We start from the raw sequence: 18,972 nt of genomic DNA, 5'->3' as shown, positions 1-18,972 counted from the left end.
AATACGCCGTTTCGACTACCGGGGTCCGGCCCCCTGCTCTCTGTTATTCCCTGCAACTTTTCGCCGATTGGGGCGGTTACGAATGAAACGCTGCTGGCTGTCCTGTGAAATCACTTTCTTACCTCAATAAATACCTCGTTAAGTATAAATGGTACCTGATTCTGGGGACGCTGTTTACGGTCATCTCCAACCTGTTTGGTATTTTTCCGGCGCAATTGGTTCGCTACGCCCTCGACCTGGTTCGGGAAACGCTGGATGTCTATTACCTCTACGACAAATCGCCCCTGCAATCGGGTCTTTATGACGTTTTTGCCTTCAGTATCCTGCTGTTCGGCTTACTCACGCTGGTGCTGGCGTTGTTGAAAGGGTTCTTCCTGTTTCTGGTGCGCCAGACGCTCATTGTGATGTCCAGGCATGTGGAATACGACCTGAAAAACGAGATTTATAACCACTACCAGACGTTACCATTGAGTTTTTACCGCCAGCATAATACCGGCGATTTGATGGCCCGCATTTCTGAAGATGTCAGCAAAGTTCGGATGTACGTCGGGCCGAGTATCATGTACGGTCTGAACCTGATCGTCTTGTTTATTCTGGTCATTACGTACATGGTTAGTATCAACGCTCGTCTCTCGCTGTACGTACTGTTGCCACTGCCGGTTTTGTCGATCGCGATTTACATTGTGAACAACATTATCATTCGACGGTCGGAAGAAATTCAGCGCTCGCTGTCGCGGCTTTCCACTTATGTACAGGAAGCCTTTTCGGGTATTCGTGTCCTGAAGGCATTTGTGCAGGAAACGAACTCCGCTACTAAATTCGAGATCGAAAGCGACGAATACCGGAGTAAGTCGCTAAGTCTGACACGAGTGGATTCGTTGTTTTTTCCCATCGTGGCCATTCTGGTCGGGTTGAGCAACGTACTGGTCATTTTCGTTGGTGGTCAGGAAATCCTGGCCGGGCGGCTTACCCCAGGTAACATAACTGAGTTCATCCTGTACGTAAACATGCTGACCTGGCCCGTAATGGCCCTCGGCTGGACTACGAGTCAAACCCAGCGGGCGGCAGCGTCGCAGGCTCGCATCAACGAGTTTCTGAACATCAAAACGGACATTGTCTCGCAAAAAGATGTTCAGCGTACTATTAAGGGAGAAATTGAATTCAGGAACGTCCGTTTCGTTTATCCGGATTCGGGTATCGTAGCCATCAAAGAGTTCTCCATGCACGTGCGGGCGGGTGAAACGGTAGCTATTCTGGGAACGACCGGATCGGGCAAGAGTACGCTGGCAAACCTGTTGACCCGCATGTATGACGTAACCTCCGGCGAAATTCTGGTGGATGGCATTCCGATTAAAGACTATAATCTGACATCGCTGCGGGAACAGATGGGCTATGTGCCGCAGGATGTATTTCTGTTCTCGGAAACGATCAGCAACAACGTTCGGTTTGGCAAACCTGAACTGCCGCAGGAGCGCGTTGACCAGGCCATTCGTGACGCCGATTTATACCAGAACGTACTGGAGTTTCCTGAACAGTTCGATACCCGTGTGGGCGAGCGTGGCGTAACGTTATCGGGTGGGCAAAAGCAACGGCTGAGTATTGCCCGCGCCATTGCCCGCGACCCCAAAATTCTGATTCTGGACGACTGCCTGTCGGCGGTGGATACGAATACGGAGAACATCATTCTCAACAACCTTCAGCGCATCATGGCCGACCGCACCTCGGTCGTGATTTCGCACCGGGTATCATCGGCTAAGCTGGCCGACTTTATCATCATGCTCGACGAAGGGACGATTATTGAACAGGGCACCCACGACGACCTGATTTCCCGGAACGGGGCCTACCGCGAACTCTACGAAAAACAGTTGCAGACGGAGGAAGCTTAAAGAATTGGGTTTTGGTATTAGTCTAAAAATCAAAACGGGTCGATCCATCAGGATCGACCCGTTTTGATTAGGCGTGTTGCCCTTTGTGTTTTCCTTCTCTGATTTCTTCAATCATCTTGCGATTAAACGCCGGAATATCACCGGGGTTGCGGCTGGTTACCAACCCCTGGTCGGTTACGACTTCTTCATCTACCCAGTTGGCACCGGCATTTTTCAAATCCGTCTTGATAGATGGAAACGAAGTAAGCTTCCGACCCCGAACCACGTCGGCTTCGATGAGCATGATTGGCGCGTGGCAAATGGCCGCTACTGGCTTTTGCGATTCGAAAAAATGCTGAACAAATTGTACTGCCTTTGGCTCCGTCCGGAGTGTATCCGGGTTCAGTACGCCACCGGGCAACAGTAAGGCGTCATATTGATTGGGATCAGCAGCCGCCAGTGGCAGATCGACGGGGAAACTATCGCCCCATTCTGTTTCGTCCCAGCCCTTTACATCACCACCTTTGGGCGAAATGAGGTGCGTGGTGGCCCCTGCGTCCTGCAGCGCCTTACGGGGTTCGGTCATTTCGACCTGTTCAAATCCATCAGTTAGCAGAATTGCTACCTTCTTTCCCTGCAATTGTTGTTGCGTTTCCATACTACTTTGATACGTTGAGAACTTGGTTGTATCAGACTTTTTGGAACAAGTCTGGTAGAGTATTAACTGCAAAGGCGGACCTAAGGTTATGCTTATTAGTACACTATTCGCAAGCAATGCATCCTTACGTTAGCCTGATAGACCATAAGGTTGAAAAATCGTTTCGAGTCAAATGCCCGGCCTGGCGGATCTTGACCAGGGCTAACGAAGGTAGAATTAATAAACCTTTAACTGTATCAACACGTTTTATGCCCGAACGTTACACGCTAAAATCCGTACAAGTACGCGTACTAATAAATGGCACAAAAACTTTTCTCAGAAGCCAAACTTGGTAATCTGACCCTTCAAAATCACATTGTCATGGCTCCCATGACGCGTAACCGCGCAACGGAAGATCACGCCGTAACGCCCATCATGGCAACCTATTACGCGCAACGGGCAGCGGCCGGCCTGATCGTAACAGAAGGCATTGCCCCGTCGCCGAATGGCAATGGATATGCCCGTGTACCGGGTCTGTACACCGACGAACAGATCGCAGGCTGGAAAACTGTAACCGATGCTGTTCATGCGCAGGGGGGTAAAATAGTTGCTCAGTTGATGCACTCGGGTCGCATTGGTCACCCGGTTAATATGCACTTGGGTGGCGAGATTGTGGCTCCCTCCGCTATTGCTGCTAAAGGGCAGATCTACACCGATACGGATGGCATGCAGGACCACCCAACGCCCCGTGCTTTAACAACCGATGAGGTAAAACAAGCGATAGAGGAATTTGTACAGGCTGCTAAAAATGCCATTGAAGCGGGCTTCGATGGGGTAGAAATTCACGGTGCTAACGGCTACCTCATCGAGCAATTTCTGCGTTCTGCCACCAACGAACGGACCGATGAGTATGGCGGATCGGTGGAGAACAATGCCCGCTTTGTCCTTGACGTTGCCGAGCAGACAGCCCAGTCCATTGGGAAAGAAAAAACAGGTATCCGGCTGTCGCCCTACGGCGTGTTCAATGATATGCCTTACTCGTCAGACGATGATGAAACCTATCACTACATTGCCGAAAAGCTGTCGGGTCATGTCGTCTATGTTCACCTGGTCGATCACGAAGCGATGGGTAGCCCGGCGGTTGATCCAGCCATTGTCAAAGCGATTCGCGACAAGTACACGGGAACACTGATTTTGTGCGGAGGCTACGACGCCGAACGGGCCGAGGCAGACCTGGCCAGCGGAAAGGCGGATCTGATTGCTTTCGGTCGGCCATTTATTGCGAATCCCGATCTCGTGGAGCGGCTGAAAACAGGTGCGGAACTCAGCGATCCTGATCAATCAACCTTCTATACGCCCGGCGAAAAAGGATACACCGACTATCCGGTTCTGGAAGAAGCAAAGGCTTAATGCTGAATTTAAGTTGTGCTACTATTAACGTGCCCATTTGACTAGTCAAATGGGCACGTTCGCGTTACGGGCATTTGCTCTCGCTGAACCGAGGTCCCTATTTCGGCGTTTTGATTATATTCGCCTAAACGATAATCGCCATGCTACAAGCCGCTGCTTCGGCACTTCCTCATACACTCGATGAATTCATGAATTGGGAACCCATCGACGGGTACAAATACGAATGGAACGATGGGGGAATTATCCGATTTTCTGGTATGAAGAAAGAGCAATACTACATCTATGATGTCTTGAATACTCTTTTTATTGAGAAGGGCTATCATCAGACAGGAACCCTTATGGCTGAACCGGATGTGATGCTCACAGCCATTCAGATGCGCCGACCTGATATCGCCTATTTTACGAAAGAGCAAATACAACAAGGCCGACGAGGGGAAGATGTAATTCCCGCTTTTGTTATCGAAGTATTGTCGGAAACGGATCAGGCTTACCGCATTGAGGAAAAAATTGTCGAATACTTCAAAGCAGGTGTTCAGGTGGTTTGGAATATTATTCCGGAGCAGGAGGTTGTGTATGTGTATAGCTCCCGAAAGCACGTCACCATTTGTCTGGAAGATGACGTTTGCTTAGCGGCTCCCGTTCTGCCTGACTTTAAGATTGCCGTCAACGATCTGTTTGCACCCTCTGTCGCCTAGATTCTTTCTTATATCCGTATATAACACAAACGTAGAAGGCGTATCATGTAACCCGTTAAACAGGAGTTCATGATACGCCTTCGGCGTGTATAGCCAGGTAAACTTAGTCCTGATTTAAACCAGAACGGCTTTCAGAATTTGCTCTAAAATAAGTCGGCCATTGGTATTGCCAAGGGCTGGGTCGGCCGCCCGCTCGGGGTGGGGCATCATGCCAAATACGTTTTTGCTCTTGTTGGCTACGCCCGCAATATTTTCCAGACTCCCGTTAGGGTTAGCCTCTTCGGTCACTGCGCCGGTTGCATCGCAATACCGAAATAGTACCTGGTTGTTATCGTTGAGCGCTTTAAGCGTATCTGCATCGGCAAAATAACGGCCATCGCCATGAGCAATCGGTATCTTGTAGGCGGGTTGAGTCAGGTCGGCGGTTAGCAGCGCGTCGGTCGATTCGGGTTTCAGATAAATGTTTTTGCAAACGTATTTCTGGCTGCTATTCTGGAGCAAAACACCCGGCACCAGCCGGGCTTCGGCCAGAATCTGAAAGCCATTGCAGATACCCATCAAATAACCACCCCGGTTGGCATGCGCAATAACCTCGTTCATGATCGGCGAAAAGCGGGCTACTGCTCCTGTACGGAGGTAGTCGCCGTAGGAGAAGCCACCCGGCAGGATAATAAAATCGCAGCCTTGCAGGTCATGGTCTTTGTGCCAGAGCTTTACAACTTCCTGGTCCATCAGTTCCAGTGCGTCAACTGCGTCCTGATCGCAGTTGGAACCGGGAAAAACAACAACGCCAAATTTCATAGCGGGAGAATTGCTAAATCGAAGTAATACACAAAGATAACAGTTCAATCGCTACTTCAACGACTTAACGGTTGTCTTGTGGTTAATTTAGCCCTACTAGACAGGCTGATTGCCTGTAAAATCGGCCAGTGGGTAGCCATAAAAAACCGCCGGGTTGTGCCCGGCGGTCAACAATCTATAAGAAGGCGATGTGGTATGTATGTAGATAGAAATAACTCTACAAAGTAGATCGATAAATTTGGTTTAGGGCAGGGGGAAATGCACCAATATTAATTGGGGAAAACACGGTACTTAGTACGGGGGATTTCCCCTTTCTAATGAATGTGATGTAATTAATATTACTTAATAAACTGATAGTCAGATATGTGTGCTGATATTTAGTGCCGGGAATGGGTTTTGCTCACCTGTGCTTGTATGCATACCTTTACCCCAATCATTTTATCGACTCTTTTTTTTAATTCTTGAACTATGCTGGAATTTGTATTTAAGAAATCTGAACTGATTGAATTAATCGACGAATCGGGCGATCCTGACGAGGGAAATGTTGTGGTCAGGCTGAAGTTTGGTCACAAAAACGGTGACTCGTTCCCGGCCTTTATCACCGCCTACTGCGAAGACAATTCGGGTCAGTTGACGACGGACGAGATCGACGGCTGCCCCCGGCCTCCCGGCTGCGGTTAACGGGCGGCAACAGCGTTAGCCCAATCATTACTGTACTCAACGTCTGATGGTCACGAAAGCTATTGATTATTTCGATACTATTCCTCCTTTGTTATTACTCATCCTGGCCTTTGCCACGATGCGTCGGCAGGGGAGGGATTATATCGTATGGTACCTGGCGGGTCAATTTTTTTTTAATGGATACGCCAATTGGTTAAACGAACTGAAACGAGACAATCTGTTCGCCTATTCACTGAATTTTTCCTGGTCTTATTATATCCTCTCATTGTATTTTTCCCGGCTTTATGCCTCCCGAAAATGGGAATGGTTTATTCTGGGTCTTGCCGCGTTGTATCAGTTGAATTTACTGCATACGGTGCAGATATCGAGTACCGTAGCTGACTTCAACAGCGTATCATTCGGGTCGATCAGCCTGCTGATTACGGTTGCCTGCCTGGCTTATTACCTGCAACAACTGGCCGGGCAACCCAGAGAAAATATACTGACGGTCAGGAATTTCTGGTATGTCAACGGTATCTTCACCTATTACGCCAGTAATTTCTTCATTTTCCTGACCTATAACTCACTGGTTAGTCGAAACTACGCCAACATTGGTGTAATCTGGAAAATTCATAACGTCGTTTTCCTGATCATGTGCGTTTACTTTTTTGTTGGTATGCGATGCAAAGCCTCATCGGAGAAATAGAAATTGTCAGTATTGCTACCGTGTTTTTACTGCTCATCACCGTGGCTCCGATTGCCTTCGTGATGATGCACCAGCGCCAGTATGTACGGTACCTGCAGGATAAAGAACAGATGAAGAGTCTGTACCAGCGCGAACTCCTTCAGTCTCAACTCGAAATCCAGAACCAGACGCTTCAGCAGGTTGGCAACGATCTGCACGATAATGTCGGGCAACTGCTCACGGTAGTTGTTATGCGATTGAACGACCTCGAAGACGACGTAGGTGAACCCGCAAAACAGGAGGAGGTGCAACAAACGCGTGAACTGGTACAGACCATTATCGCCGATGTGCGGGCGCTCTCAAAAACGCTCGATCATGATACCGTACGCCGGTTTGGGCTGCTGCCCAGCCTGACCCTCGAACTGGAGCGAATTCAGCGCACCAAACGAATCCACGCCGAACTGATTACCCACGGCGAACCGTACCCGTTAGGTGAGCAAACGGAAATCGTTTTACTGCGGATGACCCAGGAATCGCTCAACAATGCCCTCAAGCACGCACAGGCGAAGCATGTCCGTGTGGCAGTCGATTTCAGAGCGGATAGCTTTTTGCTGACAATCAGTGACGATGGCCGCGGGTTCAGCGTGACAGAAGCCACAGCCCGGCAACTTGATGAGTCGGGGGCGGGGTTGAGTAATCTGTACCGGCGTGCCGGATTGCTGGGCGGTACCTGTATCATTACCAGTACGCCCGGTGCTGGTACACAAGTCGACATTCGAATGCCCTATCCCCCAATCAAAGAAGTATAAAAAGTTGGGTTACCAACCACGGATCGGCATCGATTCACCAGAGGCTGCTAGTAGAGCCATTAATAGGTTACCTTTTAAAAAATATAGACTAAATTCTAGACAAAAAAGGCTTTTTGCCAGTTTTGTGCTTTACGGGCACAATTTCTGGCTTGCTATAATAATTCCCTGGGGTAGGGTTGAGGTAGATATAAGCTGAGCAGACCATTGTGTATACCGCTTTAGCTTATACTTTTAGGCACTCATAACGTATATTACCCATGTCTGCCCTTATAGCCATCGCTGACGATCATACTTTATTGGCTGCTGCTTTGTCAGACATGATCCGGAAATTCGAGAATTACGACGTGTCGCTTGTTGCCGAGAATGGGAGCGACCTGCTGGATCAGCTGGCTACCAGTACCCAGATACCCGATATTTTACTGCTGGATTTGAGCATGCCGGTTATGGACGGGTTCGAAACGGCCATGCATCTGCGGAAGCTGTACCCGACCATAAAAATACTGGCTCTGTCAATGGATGACCGGGAAGAACACATCATTCGAATCATCCGCGACGGAGCCCGTGGCTACTTACTGAAAGGATGCCGTCCATCCGAGTTTCGTCTGGCATTGGACGAGATCATGGAAAAGGGCTACTACTACTCCGAATTCCTGACCACCCAACTGATCCGAAACCTGAATGCTTCTCCCGAAAGCAGCCCCAAGTTGCCTTTTGTGCTGAATGGCCGCGAGCTTGAATTTCTGAAAAGTGCGTGCAGCGAACTGACTTACACCGAGATTGCCGATATAATGTGCGTAAGTCCGCGTACGGTAGATGGCTATCGGGAGGTTATCTTCCAGAAAATGAATGTGAAAACCCGCGTAGGTATGGTTATTGAAGGACTCCGGCGCGGTTTGATAACGTTGTAGAAGCGCCCTTTCTCCTATCTTTACACTATGCAATTGCTCGTTCACCGGATCGATCTTCGGCTAAGACACACCTTTACCATTGCGCATGACAGCCGTGATGTACAGCCAACGCTGATCGTTGAGTTGCGGGATGGCGCGTACCGCGGATTCGGCGAGGCCACCGCAACCCGCTACTATGGTATTACCATGGATGGGATGGTGGCAGCCCTCGAAGCCGTAAGAAACCAGATAGAAACCCACTCGCTCACGGACCCCGAACGTTTCTGGACGGAGGTACAGCCGTACCTGGCACAAAATCCATTCGCCTTATGCGCGCTCGATCAGGCCGCCTGGGATTTATGGGCAAAAAAACAGCAGCAACCACTCTACAAACTCTGGAAGCTGGACCCCGCCAATAGCCCGCTGACCGATTATACCATTGGGCTGGATACGCCCGAACGGATGATCGAAAAGATGCAGGAATGCCCCTGGCCATTGTATAAAATCAAACTGGGACGTCCCGAACTCGACATAGCGCTTGTCAACGCCTTGCGCCAGCACACCGATGCTGTTTTTCGGGTGGATGCAAACGGCGGCTGGTCGGCGGCCGACGCCGTGGCTAAATCCGGGCAACTGAAAGCGTTGGGGGTTGAGTTTATCGAGCAACCCCTCCCCGCCGATGATTGGGAGGGGGCCAAGCAGATGTACGAACAAAGCGCCCTGCCTATTATGGCCGATGAAAGCTGTATTGTGGAAAGCGATGTTGACCGGTGTGCGGGGCACTTTCACGGAGTGAATATCAAACTGACGAAATGTGGCGGGCTGACCCCCGCCCGGCGCATGATTAGTCGGGCGCGCGAATTGGGTTTGCGTGTCATGGTGGGTTGCATGACCGAATCAAGCGTTGGCATTTCGGCCATTGCGCAATTACTGCCCCTGCTCGATTATGCCGATCTGGATGGAGCCATGCTACTTGCCAACGACCCGGCCACGGGCGTTACATTCGATCAGGGCAGAGTCGTTTACGCTCAGGAGAATGGCACCGGCGCAACCTTATTGATGAGCGAATGAGTGCTGTTTTTCACATAGATCAACTTCCCAACCGAACGATAGACCATAACGGCCAGGCGTATCTTTTCTTTAGTGGAACCGCCTATCTGGGCATACCCCAGCATCCGGGTTTTCACCAGTTGATGATGGAAAGTATGCGCCGGTATGGTACGGTTTTTGGTAGTTCCCGGAATGGAAACGTGCGCATCGGTGTGTATGAAGAAGCCGAATCGAAGCTGGCTACCCGCATCGGAGCCGAATCAGCCCTGACGCTCTCATCGGGTATGATGGCCGGTCAGGTTGTTATTAACTGGCTGCAAAGCCAGCACTGTACCTTTGTCTACGCTCCCAAAGCACATCCGGCGCTCTGGCACTCACCGACGGTCACACTACCCTCATTGCCCTTTTCTGACTGGACAGCCCAATTGCCCGATCAACTAAACCGGCTTCCTCCGGGTCCGGTGGCTATTCTGGTCAATTCACTGGACGCCGTTTGTTCCGACTATTACACGTTCGATTGGGTCAATACCTTGCCCAATGACCGGCCCATCACGCTGGTGGTCGATGACTCCCACGGTCTGGGCGTATTGAATGAGGGCCGGGGTATCTGGTCTTCAATCCCGCGTATATCAGGCGATGATCCCGCGCCAATTCGTGTGGTCGGTACCGGGTCGCTGGCCAAAGGAATGGGGTTGCCGGGCGGGGTGGTTTTTGGGGATATGGCTACCATAACGCTCATCCGGCAAACGGCTTTTTTCGGGGCCTGTTCGCCTATGCCACCAGCCTGTCTGGATGCTTTCTTGCGGGCCGATGCCCTGTACGCCGAAGGGCGGGAGCGGCTTCAACGGAATGTAAAGTTGGCTGAAGAACACCTGTTGCCAACTGGATTATTTCATCATGCGAGTGGGTACCCCGTATTTTTTACCGAGCATGATCCGTTATATGCGCAATTGCTGCAGAAAAATATCCTGATTTACTCGTTCGCTTACCCAACGGCAGCCGACCGGGCCAATACCCGCATCGTGATCAGTGCATTTCATGAAGTAGCGGATATTGAACGGCTGGCCGCGTCGATGTCCAGCTAGTGTAGTCGAATTGCTGACCCTATCTTGACCGGGCCGATCTGTTGTCCACCATAAAAACGTACCCCATGAAACAACCAGTCAAACGCCTGCTTACATCGCCCATACTAGCGCTCATCATCCTGTCTCTGGGGATGTCAACTGTTTCTGTAGTGCCGCCGACGGCTACGTCCGGGCCGCCCGCCCCCATTCTGACTGGTGCCGATCAGGTGGACCAATACCTGCCTTACCTCAACGGCAAGCGGGTTGGGTTGGTTGTCAATCAGACCTCCATCATTGGCCGCCGTCCCAGTGTCGACAGTCTGCTGAGTCGGGGTGTTAAAATCGTGAAAGTCTTCGGGCCTGAGCACGGCTTTCGGGGAAATGCCAGCAACGGCGCGAAGGTCAGCGACGAAGTGGATGCTAAAACCGGTATACCCGTCATCTCGTTATACGGCAAGAACAAGAAACCCTCCCGCGACCAACTGGCGGACATTGACCTGTTGATCTACGATATTCAGGATGTGGGTGCCCGTTTCTATACGTACATCAATACACTGGATCACGTTATGGAGGCTTGTGCTGAGAATGGTAAGGAGCTATTGATTCTGGACCGACCCAACCCCAATGGCTACCTGGTCGATGGCCCTATCCTGGAAGATCATCTGCATTCGGGTATTGGTATGCACCGCATTCCGATCAGTCATGGCCTGACCATTGGCGAATTTGCGCAATTGATAAACGGCGAGGGCTGGCTACCGAATCGGGCCCAGTGTAAACTGCGAATTGTTAAGGTTGCCAATTACACCCACGATATGCCTTATGCGTTGCCTGTGTTTCCGTCGCCCAACCTGAACACACAGCAGGCAATCCTGCTCTATCCCAGTATTTGCTGGTTCGAGGGGACAATTATCAGCCAGGGACGAGGTACCTACATGCCGTTTACAGTGTTGGGCGCACCTGCTCTCAAAGGGAAATATGCGTTCTCGTTCAAGCCGGTCAGTCTGAAAGGTATGAGCGAAACACCACTCCATCAGGATACAGATTGTTACGGGCTCGATCTGCGCCAGTACGATACAGCTAGCCTTCGCAAACGTAAACAGCTTAATCTGGCCTGGTTGATGGAGTTATACAAAGCCTATCCCGACAAGGAACGCTTTTTCGATGGCACCCAAAGCAAGCAAATAGGCAACTTCGACAAGCTGGCGGGCACCGAGAACCTGAGAAAGCAAATTATTGCCGGTACGCCGGAAGCTGAGATTCGCAAAAGCTGGGAGCCGGGGCTTTCGGCATTCAAGACGTTACGCAAAAAGTACCTGCTCTATCCCTAATGGTCGGGAGAGAATTACTGATCAGACACGAATGCAACTTTTGTCCGGGTGTTTCACCGCAGTCCCGATAAAAAGGCCAGGCTGGGGAGCATTTGTTCCATTGATCGCGACGATTCGTCTTCAATGAAGATGTGTTTCACTCCCGATTTTCTGGCCTGCTTCATAATGGCTGCAATGCCTACATCGCCCTGTCCCAGCGTCACGTTGGACTCAACGTCGGAATGGCCATTGTTGCTTTCGGGCGTGCCGGGTTTACGGTCTTTAAGGTGCATCAGCAAAAATCGTTTGTGGTATTTCTGCAGAAGCGCAACGGGATCGTAGCCGGGGGCTTTCACCCAGAAAACGTCCATCTCGAAGTTAACGGATTTGGGGTCCAGGTTCTCGGCCAGATAATCGAAAAATGTGCCGTCTTTGTACGTCTGAAACTCGTAACCGTAATTGTGATAGCAGAAGGTAAGTCCATTCTCCGCCAGTAGTTTCCCGGCTGTATTGAACACGTCGATAGCCCGGTCGGCATCGTAAATGGTGAACGCATCACCTGCGTGTGGAATCCAGGTACAAACCACGTATTTCACTCCCAGAGCTTTGGCTTCGGCAATGATCTTGGGCACATTATTGTCCAGATCCTCATAACTGACTCCCGTGCTGATGGCCTTGATGTTATTCTGGTCCAGTAACTTCCGGAAATCGGTTAAGCTCAGGCCATACGTACCCGCCACCTCTACTTCCCGAAACCCCATCGCTTTCACCTTTGCCATGGTTCCCGGCACATCGTTCGCGAACTGCGTCCGGAAACTATACAGCTGTAGGCCCACAGGGGCCGGTTTCTGCGCCAGGGCAACCAGACCAACCAGCAGCAGCCCGGCCAGTAAGCACATCGATTTTGCGTTCATGGAGCGAGTGTTTGTCATGCTTGTTTTACCGTAAACTAGTTACCCGTCTGGGTGGTGAACGTACTCTCAAAAATCTTGTCGGCGTTGCCTGTTTCGAAGCCTTCGCGTCGGTGCTGGCGGGTGATCTGATCGGCGGGGAGGTTCCGGAAAGGAGGTAAAACGCGCCGTTCGGCAAACTCCACGTAAGAACCCGCGATGCGGAACGTTTCACCATCGGCAAATCGGGCATCAATCATCTGGGCCACGGTAGAGGCCTGGCGCAGATCACCATCCGGACTAACTTTGATGATGCCGCCCGCCGAATTGAGCCGTATACCCTGCTCCTGCAGAAAGGCCACAAACTCGTCGATGGTGTTGTACCCCGGCTTGAGGTTATGCACACTGATGGTAAAATGATTCAGGTAATAGCGGTTGTAAATTACCCAGGCCGCATATTCACTTTCGGTCAACAGCGTCCGGTAGTCGGCCAGCGTGGGTGTTTCCCAAAGGGGCTGGTGCAGAAACTGATCGATCGCGTTGGCGTCGTTTAAATTCAGCGAATCGACGGGATCGCTCGTGACGGTACCGGTGTATCGGTGAATGATACGCCGGGCCTCCGCCGATAATTCATCGACGCGTAACTCACTGGCGAAAATTCGCGGTAAGTCTTGCCGGGGTGGGCTATACCAGTAAGCCGATAATTTTTTCTCAACGAAGTCGTAGGCGTCGCGCCGTTCGTAGCCGAGGTGCAGAAATAGTTTCTCGAACGAGGCCAGTCCCAGATTGGGTACGCCCATTGTCCGGAAGGCAATGTGATCATTCTCAACCTCATCCGGCGACTGAATAACGCCCGCATCGAGCATAGCGTCCAGTACTTTCTGCACATCGGGAACCCGCTCACGGTATCGACGCATCAGGCCAGCCAGTACATCGTCTAGTGTGGTGGTTGTTGGTGAATTGGTCATATTTGATCGGAAGATGCTCAAACAGACTCCGGCTGTTTGCTGTAAAACGAATCCATTTTCCCTGTCAACTCAAACAGTCGGAGCCTGTCTGGTCCTGAATACTTTCCCGCCATTGGCTCCTGGCCAGCAATACATCTTTACCGGACTCGGTCTGTACGATTCGATGGCGTATCGACGACTCGGTCTCGTTCGCTGACTGAATCTCCAGCCAATCGTGCCAATGGGTTTCAATGCGGTAAACTAAATCAATTTCAGCAATTTCCCGCGTCTGCAATACGTTGGCGTCAACTGCTTCGAGCAGCCACTGGACATAAGCCACATTATTGACGTGCTTGTTTTGATCAATGCTCAACCAGCCAACCTCAACGCGTTTCGTGTCCGTTGGCAAAAAGGCAGCTGTTTGGAAATCGGGTTTAAGGGGTAGCGTAGGCAACGCATCAACGTCGGTTGGTGGACTCAGGCGCCGAATAAAGTCGGGTAGCGGCACCATACTCCGCTTTTCCATACTGAAAACAAGCCAGGTGCTACCGGCATCGGCCAGCAGGGTTCCATCGTCGGCAACCACCCGAAAATCGCGATGAATAAAATACTTGTCGACTGTGGTGGGGTACGTCATCAGCCGGATCGTCTGGCCGTAACGCGGGTAGTGGTGCATTCGCAGGCAAAAGCGCATCAGCATCCAGCCAAAACCGTTGCCAGCCAGATCGGAAATGCCGATGCCGTAATTAATAGCGTTGCGATTGGCCGACTCCTGCATCAGGTTCATCAGGGCCGGAATGCTCATCCGGCCAAAAGCATCGCACTCGTAGCCGCGCACGGTGAAGGTATCTGTCTGGATAAAAGCCATGGTGTAAAGCTACGACTAATCTTGTTTGCTGGTCCGGTAGCGATAAACCTATACCTGATGAGTTATGTATATTCTGTCTCCGAGATTCGTGTTTTTGCGAACACCGGAAAACATACTGGCACAAAAAAAACTCCCCCGTTGCGTTGGCCGCAACGGGGGAGTTTCAAGCGAACGAACGGACTACTGGGCAGTCGATGTTGGCGTTGCGTTTTCTTTGGTACCGTAACGTTTGCGGAACTTGTCCACACGACCGGCCGTATCGAGCAGTACGTTTTTACCCGTATAAAATGGGTGCGACTGCGAGCTAACTTCAATTTTCACGAGCGGATAGGTCTGGCCTTCGTACTCGATGGTGTCTTTGGTTTGAACGGTAGAGCGGGTCAGAAATTTATAGTCGCTCGACAAGTCGTGGAATACCACTTCGCGGTAATCCGGGTGAATGCCCTTTTTCATGATTGATCTCAGTTTCTTATCATCTTCTCGGTTTCCGACCGAAAAGGACTGCAAATGTACGGCCTTTCGATGGAATAGCCAAGGCTTTTCTAGCTTCTTTTATGGGGTGATTATGAGACAACTAAAACTGTACCGTTTCCTAATAATCCAGTAATGGAGCCTTGCTGCTTTCTATCTTTCTCTGTATTTTTCCAATGAAGTATACGTCCTTTGCTGAGCTACACCAAGTACGTTTCACTTTATTACCCGATTAATAAAATCTGTTTTTTATTTCCCAAATCAGCTTGCCAAAAGGATATTGTTAAGTGCCTAGTACTGACGCCTTAACAATTTATTAACCTGATTGGTAGAGTTGAACCTCTCCGGAATTGATCAATGTACCCGAACCATATGGGTTGCTTTTCCGTCTATTTCAAAAGAACTTTAGAACGCCATTCGATTCAGTAATAGCCTTTGGCTGTGGTTGATCTTGTTCGGGTATGGTATACATCAATAGCCTTCAGAAAGAGCAATAGCCCCTTACTGTTACTCCCGAACCTATATACTTCTACTTTAAATTGAATTAGTCATCTTTTTTATACTCTTAAACTTACCCAAACGCTCATGTTTGTAGTTAAACGCGATGGCCGCCGGGAGTCGGTTAAATTCGACAAAATCACCGCTCGGATCGAGAAACTATGTTACGGCCTTGATCCGGCTTATGTGCAGCCGGTCGAGGTAGCCGTAAAAGTCGTTAGTGGTCTTTATGACGGTGTAAAAACCACTGAACTCGACAACCTGGCTGCCGAAACAGCTGCGTCGATGACGACCAAGCACCCGGACTACGCCATTCTGGCCGCCCGGATTGCTATCTCCAACCTGCACAAGGAAACGAACAAGTCGTTTTCCGGGACGATTAAGAAACTGTACCAGTACGAAGATCCAAAAACCGGCGAGAATGCCTCACTGATCTCGAAAGAGGTCTATGAAGCTGTACGCAAGCACGCAGCGCTTCTGGATTCGACGATCATCTACGACCGGGATTATGGCTATGATTATTTCGGGTACAAAACCCTCGAGAAGTCGTATCTGCTGAAACTGGATGGCCGGATTGCCGAACGTCCGCAGCACATGCTGATGCGGGTGGCCGTTGGTATTCACCAGGATGACATTGATGCGGCCATCGAGACGTATCACCTGCTTTCCGAGAAGTGGTTCACGCACGCTACGCCAACGCTGTTCAATGCCGGAACACCCAAGCCGCAAATGTCGAGCTGTTTCCTGCTGACGATGAAAGATGATTCCATCGACGGTATTTACGACACGTTGAAACAAACCGCCAAGATTTCGCAGTCGGCGGGGGGAATTGGCCTGAGCATTCACAATGTACGGGCTACGGGTACCTACATTAAAGGCACCAACGGGACATCCAACGGGATTGTGCCGATGCTGCGCGTCTTCAATGACACGGCTCGCTATGTAGATCAGGGCGGAGGTAAGCGGAAAGGCTCCTTTGCCATCTATCTGGAGCCCTGGCATGCCGATGTGTTCGATTTCCTGGATCTGAAAAAGAACTCCGGTAAAGAAGAAGGTCGCGCCCGCGATTTGTTCTACGCCCTCTGGACGCCCGATCTGTTCATGAAGCGGGTGGAAGACGACGATGTCTGGTCGTTGTTCTGCCCCCACGAGTGCCCCGGTCTGGCGGATTGCTACGGCGATGAATTCGAAGCGTTGTATACCCGCTACGAACGCGAAGGCCGTGCCCGCCGGACGATCAAGGCGCAGGAGCTGTGGTTCAAAATTCTGGAATCGCAAACCGAAACCGGTACGCCCTACATGCTGTACAAGGATGCGGCCAATAAAAAGTCGAACCAGAAGAACCTTGGTACCATTAAGTCATCGAACCTCTGTACCGAAATTATCGAGTACACGGCACCCGACGAAATAGCGGTCTGTAACCTGGCGTCCATTGCGTTACCGAAATTTATCAAGCGCGATCCGGACGGAATCATGCGGTTCGATCACCAGAAGTTGTACGACGTGACCAAAACGGCCACCCGCAACCTCAACAAGATCATCGACATCAACTATTACCCGGTTGAAGAAGCTCGCCGGAGCAACATGCGCCACCGGCCAATTGGCATTGGTGTGCAGGGACTGGCCGATGCATTCATCATGCTGCGGATGCCGTTTGAATCGGATGAAGCGCGTCGCCTGAACGAAGATATTTTTGAGACCATTTACTTTGGTGCCATGACGTCGTCGATGGAGCAGGCCAAAGAAGAAGGTCCCTACGAAACCTGGAAAGGGTCGCCGATTTCGGAAGGCCAGTTTCAGTTCGATATGTGGGGGGTGAAGCCAAAATCAGGTCGCTGGGATTGGGAGAGTCTGCGGAAGGATGTCGTTGAACACGGCGTTCGGAACTCGCTGCTGCTGGCACCCATGCCAACGGCTTCGACCTCGCAGATTCTGGGTAACAACGAGTGTTTCGAGCCATACACAAGCAACATCTATACCCGCCGTGTATTGTCGGGCGAGTTCGTGGTGGTGAACAAGCACCTGCTGAAAGATCTTGTCAAACTCGGTCTCTGGAACGATGCGATGAAGAACAACCTGATTCTGGCCAACGGCTCGATCCAGGCGATCCCGAACATTCCGCAGAACATCAAAGACCTGTACAAAACGGTTTGGGAGATCAAACAGAAGCACATCATCGACATGGCTGCCGACCGGGGTGCGTACATCTGCCAGTCGCAGTCGCTGAACATCCACATTCAGGATTCGAACTTTGGCAAGCTGACGTCCATGCACTTCTACGCCTGGAAAGCGGGCTTGAAAACGGGTATGTACTATCTCCGCACGAAAGCGGCCTCCGACGCGGTGAAGTTTACGGTGGTACAGCCACAAGCCGAGCCCCAGCTGGAGCCGGTCATGGCCGAAGCCGTCACCGTCGAAAAACCCCTCGATTACGTGCAGTACGCCAAGGAGCACGCTCAACACATGACGCCACAACCCGTACCGATGGTAACGGACCTCGAACAGCAGTATGCCGCCATGACCTGCTCACTCGACGATCCGGAAGGTTGCGAGATGTGCGGTAGTTAATGGACCAACATGTTCTAAGATAATAAACATGCCACGGCTTATCAGTCGTGGCATGTTTATTATTGCCCATGCAGTAAGTCAATCAGATGACCCGCTACGGCTCTTATTGTAACAAGTATAAGATGTTACTCGATGATAACCATCATCATGCTGCGTCCATCTGCTTCTATCGTTTGTTTCCAGAGTCTACGATCCTTCTTGTCAATGAAATAGGTGCTTTTCCCATTGCTGATCTCATCCGTAACACTGACTGCCCACACGTTTCTAAGACCTGATGTTTTACTGGTATACGTATCACTGCTTACCTCATTAACTGATGCGCTGATTACGCCAATTTTGGCAGACGGGTTATAATCGTATATGGCGATTTGCTGGGTGAAGCCCTCTTTAAGTGGTAACCAACGAATCAGAACCGGGTAGAGGTTGCTATCGAAATAGGGGATTACGGTGGTGTCGTTAATGGTCGTAGCCTTCTTGCGCATCTTGTCTCGATAGAATCCGGTAACGACCTTACCAAAGTTCAGGACCATATCTCTTTGCCTATTGTAAGACGCATGACGAACCGGACTCAATGTATTCCGAACACAAATAGACGAATCGATCCAATCTCCCTTCATACCCTTCATTGTCACCGATGTCACCGCTATCAAGCGATCTTTGTCCGTCATCAACTGAGTGGATACGGTACCTATTTCCGTCTGTACTGTATCGCGAACCATATACCATGCCATTTTATAGGCTTCGTTCTTAATCCATCGCTTTTCAACACTTTTAGTGGATGGTGTCAATTGACCGTGACTCAGGCTATAACAGCCCAGTAAAATAAAGCTTAATAAAGATTTCATAATTTTGTTATTGGT

General features: G+C 50.6%; 18 protein-coding genes. 11 read left to right on the top strand and 7 right to left on the bottom strand.

Annotated elements, in window-relative coordinates:
* Window positions 1-104 precede the first annotated feature (104 nt).
* Window positions 105-1,886: an ABC transporter ATP-binding protein gene (locus tag ACYU87_RS21095; RefSeq protein WP_461136083.1), complete on the top strand. Its 1,782-nt coding sequence runs from the start codon at window positions 105-107 to the stop codon at window positions 1,884-1,886.
* Between the two features lie 67 nt (window positions 1,887-1,953).
* On the opposite strand, the gene ACYU87_RS21090 is transcribed toward ACYU87_RS21095, so the two are convergent.
* A complete protein-coding gene (locus tag ACYU87_RS21090; protein WP_461136082.1) occupies window positions 1,954-2,523 on the bottom strand; it encodes a type 1 glutamine amidotransferase domain-containing protein in 570 nt (189 codons plus the stop codon).
* A 297-nt stretch (window positions 2,524-2,820) separates the two neighbouring features.
* Between ACYU87_RS21090 and ACYU87_RS21085 the strand changes: the two genes are divergently transcribed.
* Both ACYU87_RS21085 and ACYU87_RS21080 read left to right on the top strand, forming a co-directional pair.
* Window positions 2,821-3,912 (top strand): alkene reductase, encoded by a 1,092-nt coding sequence (locus ACYU87_RS21085; protein WP_461136081.1) that lies wholly within the window; start codon window positions 2,821-2,823, stop codon window positions 3,910-3,912.
* 140 nt (window positions 3,913-4,052) lie between these two features.
* A complete protein-coding gene (locus ACYU87_RS21080; protein ID WP_461136080.1) occupies window positions 4,053-4,607 on the top strand; it encodes a Uma2 family endonuclease in 555 nt (184 codons plus the stop codon).
* 114 nt (window positions 4,608-4,721) lie between these two features.
* Here the strand turns inward: ACYU87_RS21080 and purQ are convergent, their stop codons facing one another.
* Window positions 4,722-5,408 carry a phosphoribosylformylglycinamidine synthase subunit PurQ gene (purQ, locus tag ACYU87_RS21075; protein ID WP_461136079.1) on the bottom strand — a complete coding sequence of 229 codons (687 nt, stop codon included), beginning with the start codon at window positions 5,406-5,408 and terminating at the stop codon, window positions 4,722-4,724.
* A 468-nt stretch (window positions 5,409-5,876) separates the two neighbouring features.
* Between purQ and ACYU87_RS21070 the strand changes: the two genes are divergently transcribed.
* From ACYU87_RS21070 to ACYU87_RS21040, 7 genes are all read left to right on the top strand, one after another.
* Window positions 5,877-6,089, top strand: coding sequence for a hypothetical protein (locus tag ACYU87_RS21070; protein ID WP_461136078.1), 213 nt, complete (start codon window positions 5,877-5,879; stop codon window positions 6,087-6,089).
* 46 nt (window positions 6,090-6,135) lie between these two features.
* Window positions 6,136-6,774 (top strand): hypothetical protein, encoded by a 639-nt coding sequence (locus ACYU87_RS21065; RefSeq protein WP_461136077.1) that lies wholly within the window; start codon window positions 6,136-6,138, stop codon window positions 6,772-6,774.
* A complete protein-coding gene (locus tag ACYU87_RS21060; RefSeq protein WP_461136076.1) occupies window positions 6,750-7,562 on the top strand; it encodes a sensor histidine kinase in 813 nt (270 codons plus the stop codon). Before ACYU87_RS21065 ends, ACYU87_RS21060 begins: the two co-directional genes overlap by 25 nt.
* Window positions 7,563-7,819: 257 nt before the next feature.
* Window positions 7,820-8,470, top strand: a complete 651-nt coding sequence (locus ACYU87_RS21055; protein ID WP_461136075.1) for a response regulator — start codon at window positions 7,820-7,822, stop codon at window positions 8,468-8,470.
* Between the two features lie 27 nt (window positions 8,471-8,497).
* On the top strand, window positions 8,498-9,520 hold the full coding sequence (locus tag ACYU87_RS21050; RefSeq protein ID WP_461136074.1) for a dipeptide epimerase: 1,023 nt from the start codon (window positions 8,498-8,500) through the stop codon (window positions 9,518-9,520).
* Window positions 9,517-10,584, top strand: coding sequence for an aminotransferase class I/II-fold pyridoxal phosphate-dependent enzyme (locus ACYU87_RS21045; RefSeq protein WP_461136073.1), 1,068 nt, complete (start codon window positions 9,517-9,519; stop codon window positions 10,582-10,584). Before ACYU87_RS21050 ends, ACYU87_RS21045 begins: the two co-directional genes overlap by 4 nt.
* 131 nt (window positions 10,585-10,715) lie before the next feature.
* The gene (locus tag ACYU87_RS21040; RefSeq protein WP_461136333.1) at window positions 10,716-11,891 is read left to right on the top strand and encodes an exo-beta-N-acetylmuramidase NamZ family protein; all 1,176 of its coding nucleotides are present in this window, start codon (window positions 10,716-10,718) and stop codon (window positions 11,889-11,891) included.
* A 53-nt stretch (window positions 11,892-11,944) separates the two neighbouring features.
* On the opposite strand, the gene ACYU87_RS21035 is transcribed toward ACYU87_RS21040, so the two are convergent.
* From ACYU87_RS21035 to ACYU87_RS21020, 4 genes are all read right to left on the bottom strand, one after another.
* Window positions 11,945-12,802: a sugar phosphate isomerase/epimerase family protein gene (locus ACYU87_RS21035; RefSeq protein ID WP_461136072.1), complete on the bottom strand. Its 858-nt coding sequence runs from the start codon at window positions 12,800-12,802 to the stop codon at window positions 11,945-11,947.
* A gap of 17 nt (window positions 12,803-12,819) precedes the next feature.
* Complete coding sequence (locus tag ACYU87_RS21030) at window positions 12,820-13,728, bottom strand: 2-oxoadipate dioxygenase/decarboxylase family protein (RefSeq protein WP_461136071.1); 909 nt, start codon at window positions 13,726-13,728, stop codon at window positions 12,820-12,822.
* Window positions 13,729-13,792: 64 nt separating this feature from the next.
* Window positions 13,793-14,575, bottom strand: a complete 783-nt coding sequence (locus ACYU87_RS21025) for an acyl-[acyl-carrier-protein] thioesterase (protein ID WP_461136070.1) — start codon at window positions 14,573-14,575, stop codon at window positions 13,793-13,795.
* 180 nt (window positions 14,576-14,755) lie between these two features.
* Window positions 14,756-15,028 carry a type B 50S ribosomal protein L31 gene (locus tag ACYU87_RS21020; RefSeq protein ID WP_460937723.1) on the bottom strand — a complete coding sequence of 91 codons (273 nt, stop codon included), beginning with the start codon at window positions 15,026-15,028 and terminating at the stop codon, window positions 14,756-14,758.
* 603 nt (window positions 15,029-15,631) lie between these two features.
* Between ACYU87_RS21020 and ACYU87_RS21015 the strand changes: the two genes are divergently transcribed.
* Window positions 15,632-18,112: a ribonucleoside-diphosphate reductase subunit alpha gene (locus tag ACYU87_RS21015; RefSeq protein ID WP_461136069.1), complete on the top strand. Its 2,481-nt coding sequence runs from the start codon at window positions 15,632-15,634 to the stop codon at window positions 18,110-18,112.
* A 125-nt stretch (window positions 18,113-18,237) separates the two neighbouring features.
* Here ACYU87_RS21015 and ACYU87_RS21010 read toward each other — a convergent pair whose 3' ends face one another.
* On the bottom strand, window positions 18,238-18,957 hold the full coding sequence (locus tag ACYU87_RS21010) for a DUF3108 domain-containing protein (RefSeq protein WP_461136068.1): 720 nt from the start codon (window positions 18,955-18,957) through the stop codon (window positions 18,238-18,240).
* Window positions 18,958-18,972 lie beyond the last annotated feature (15 nt).

The sequence above is a fragment of the Spirosoma lituiforme genome, assembly GCF_054776635.1.
The sequence above is the reverse complement of the archived record's forward strand: the minus strand, read 5'-3'. Positions and strand labels throughout refer to the sequence as shown.

Excerpts from the sequence above, each read along its gene's own strand:
- ACYU87_RS21035 (WP_461136072.1), bottom strand. The coding sequence starts at position 12,802 with ATGACAAACACTCGCTCCATGAACGCAAAATCGATGTGCTTACTGGCC.
- ACYU87_RS21065 (WP_461136077.1), top strand. The coding sequence starts at position 6,136 with ATGGTCACGAAAGCTATTGATTATTTCGATACTATTCCTCCTTTGTTA.
- ACYU87_RS21070 (WP_461136078.1), top strand. The coding sequence starts at position 5,877 with ATGCTGGAATTTGTATTTAAGAAATCTGAACTGATTGAATTAATCGAC.
- ACYU87_RS21090 (WP_461136082.1), bottom strand. The coding sequence starts at position 2,523 with ATGGAAACGCAACAACAATTGCAGGGAAAGAAGGTAGCAATTCTGCTA.
- ACYU87_RS21040 (WP_461136333.1), top strand. The coding sequence starts at position 10,716 with ATGTCAACTGTTTCTGTAGTGCCGCCGACGGCTACGTCCGGGCCGCCC.
- purQ (WP_461136079.1), bottom strand. The coding sequence starts at position 5,408 with ATGAAATTTGGCGTTGTTGTTTTTCCCGGTTCCAACTGCGATCAGGAC.
- ACYU87_RS21020 (WP_460937723.1), bottom strand. The coding sequence starts at position 15,028 with ATGAAAAAGGGCATTCACCCGGATTACCGCGAAGTGGTATTCCACGAC.
- ACYU87_RS21010 (WP_461136068.1), bottom strand. The coding sequence starts at position 18,957 with ATGAAATCTTTATTAAGCTTTATTTTACTGGGCTGTTATAGCCTGAGT.
- ACYU87_RS21085 (WP_461136081.1), top strand. The coding sequence starts at position 2,821 with ATGGCACAAAAACTTTTCTCAGAAGCCAAACTTGGTAATCTGACCCTT.
- ACYU87_RS21050 (WP_461136074.1), top strand. The coding sequence starts at position 8,498 with ATGCAATTGCTCGTTCACCGGATCGATCTTCGGCTAAGACACACCTTT.
- ACYU87_RS21025 (WP_461136070.1), bottom strand. The coding sequence starts at position 14,575 with ATGGCTTTTATCCAGACAGATACCTTCACCGTGCGCGGCTACGAGTGC.
- ACYU87_RS21015 (WP_461136069.1), top strand. The coding sequence starts at position 15,632 with ATGTTTGTAGTTAAACGCGATGGCCGCCGGGAGTCGGTTAAATTCGAC.
- ACYU87_RS21055 (WP_461136075.1), top strand. The coding sequence starts at position 7,820 with ATGTCTGCCCTTATAGCCATCGCTGACGATCATACTTTATTGGCTGCT.
- ACYU87_RS21045 (WP_461136073.1), top strand. The coding sequence starts at position 9,517 with ATGAGTGCTGTTTTTCACATAGATCAACTTCCCAACCGAACGATAGAC.
- ACYU87_RS21030 (WP_461136071.1), bottom strand. The coding sequence starts at position 13,728 with ATGACCAATTCACCAACAACCACCACACTAGACGATGTACTGGCTGGC.
- ACYU87_RS21080 (WP_461136080.1), top strand. The coding sequence starts at position 4,053 with ATGCTACAAGCCGCTGCTTCGGCACTTCCTCATACACTCGATGAATTC.
- ACYU87_RS21060 (WP_461136076.1), top strand. The coding sequence starts at position 6,750 with ATGCAAAGCCTCATCGGAGAAATAGAAATTGTCAGTATTGCTACCGTG.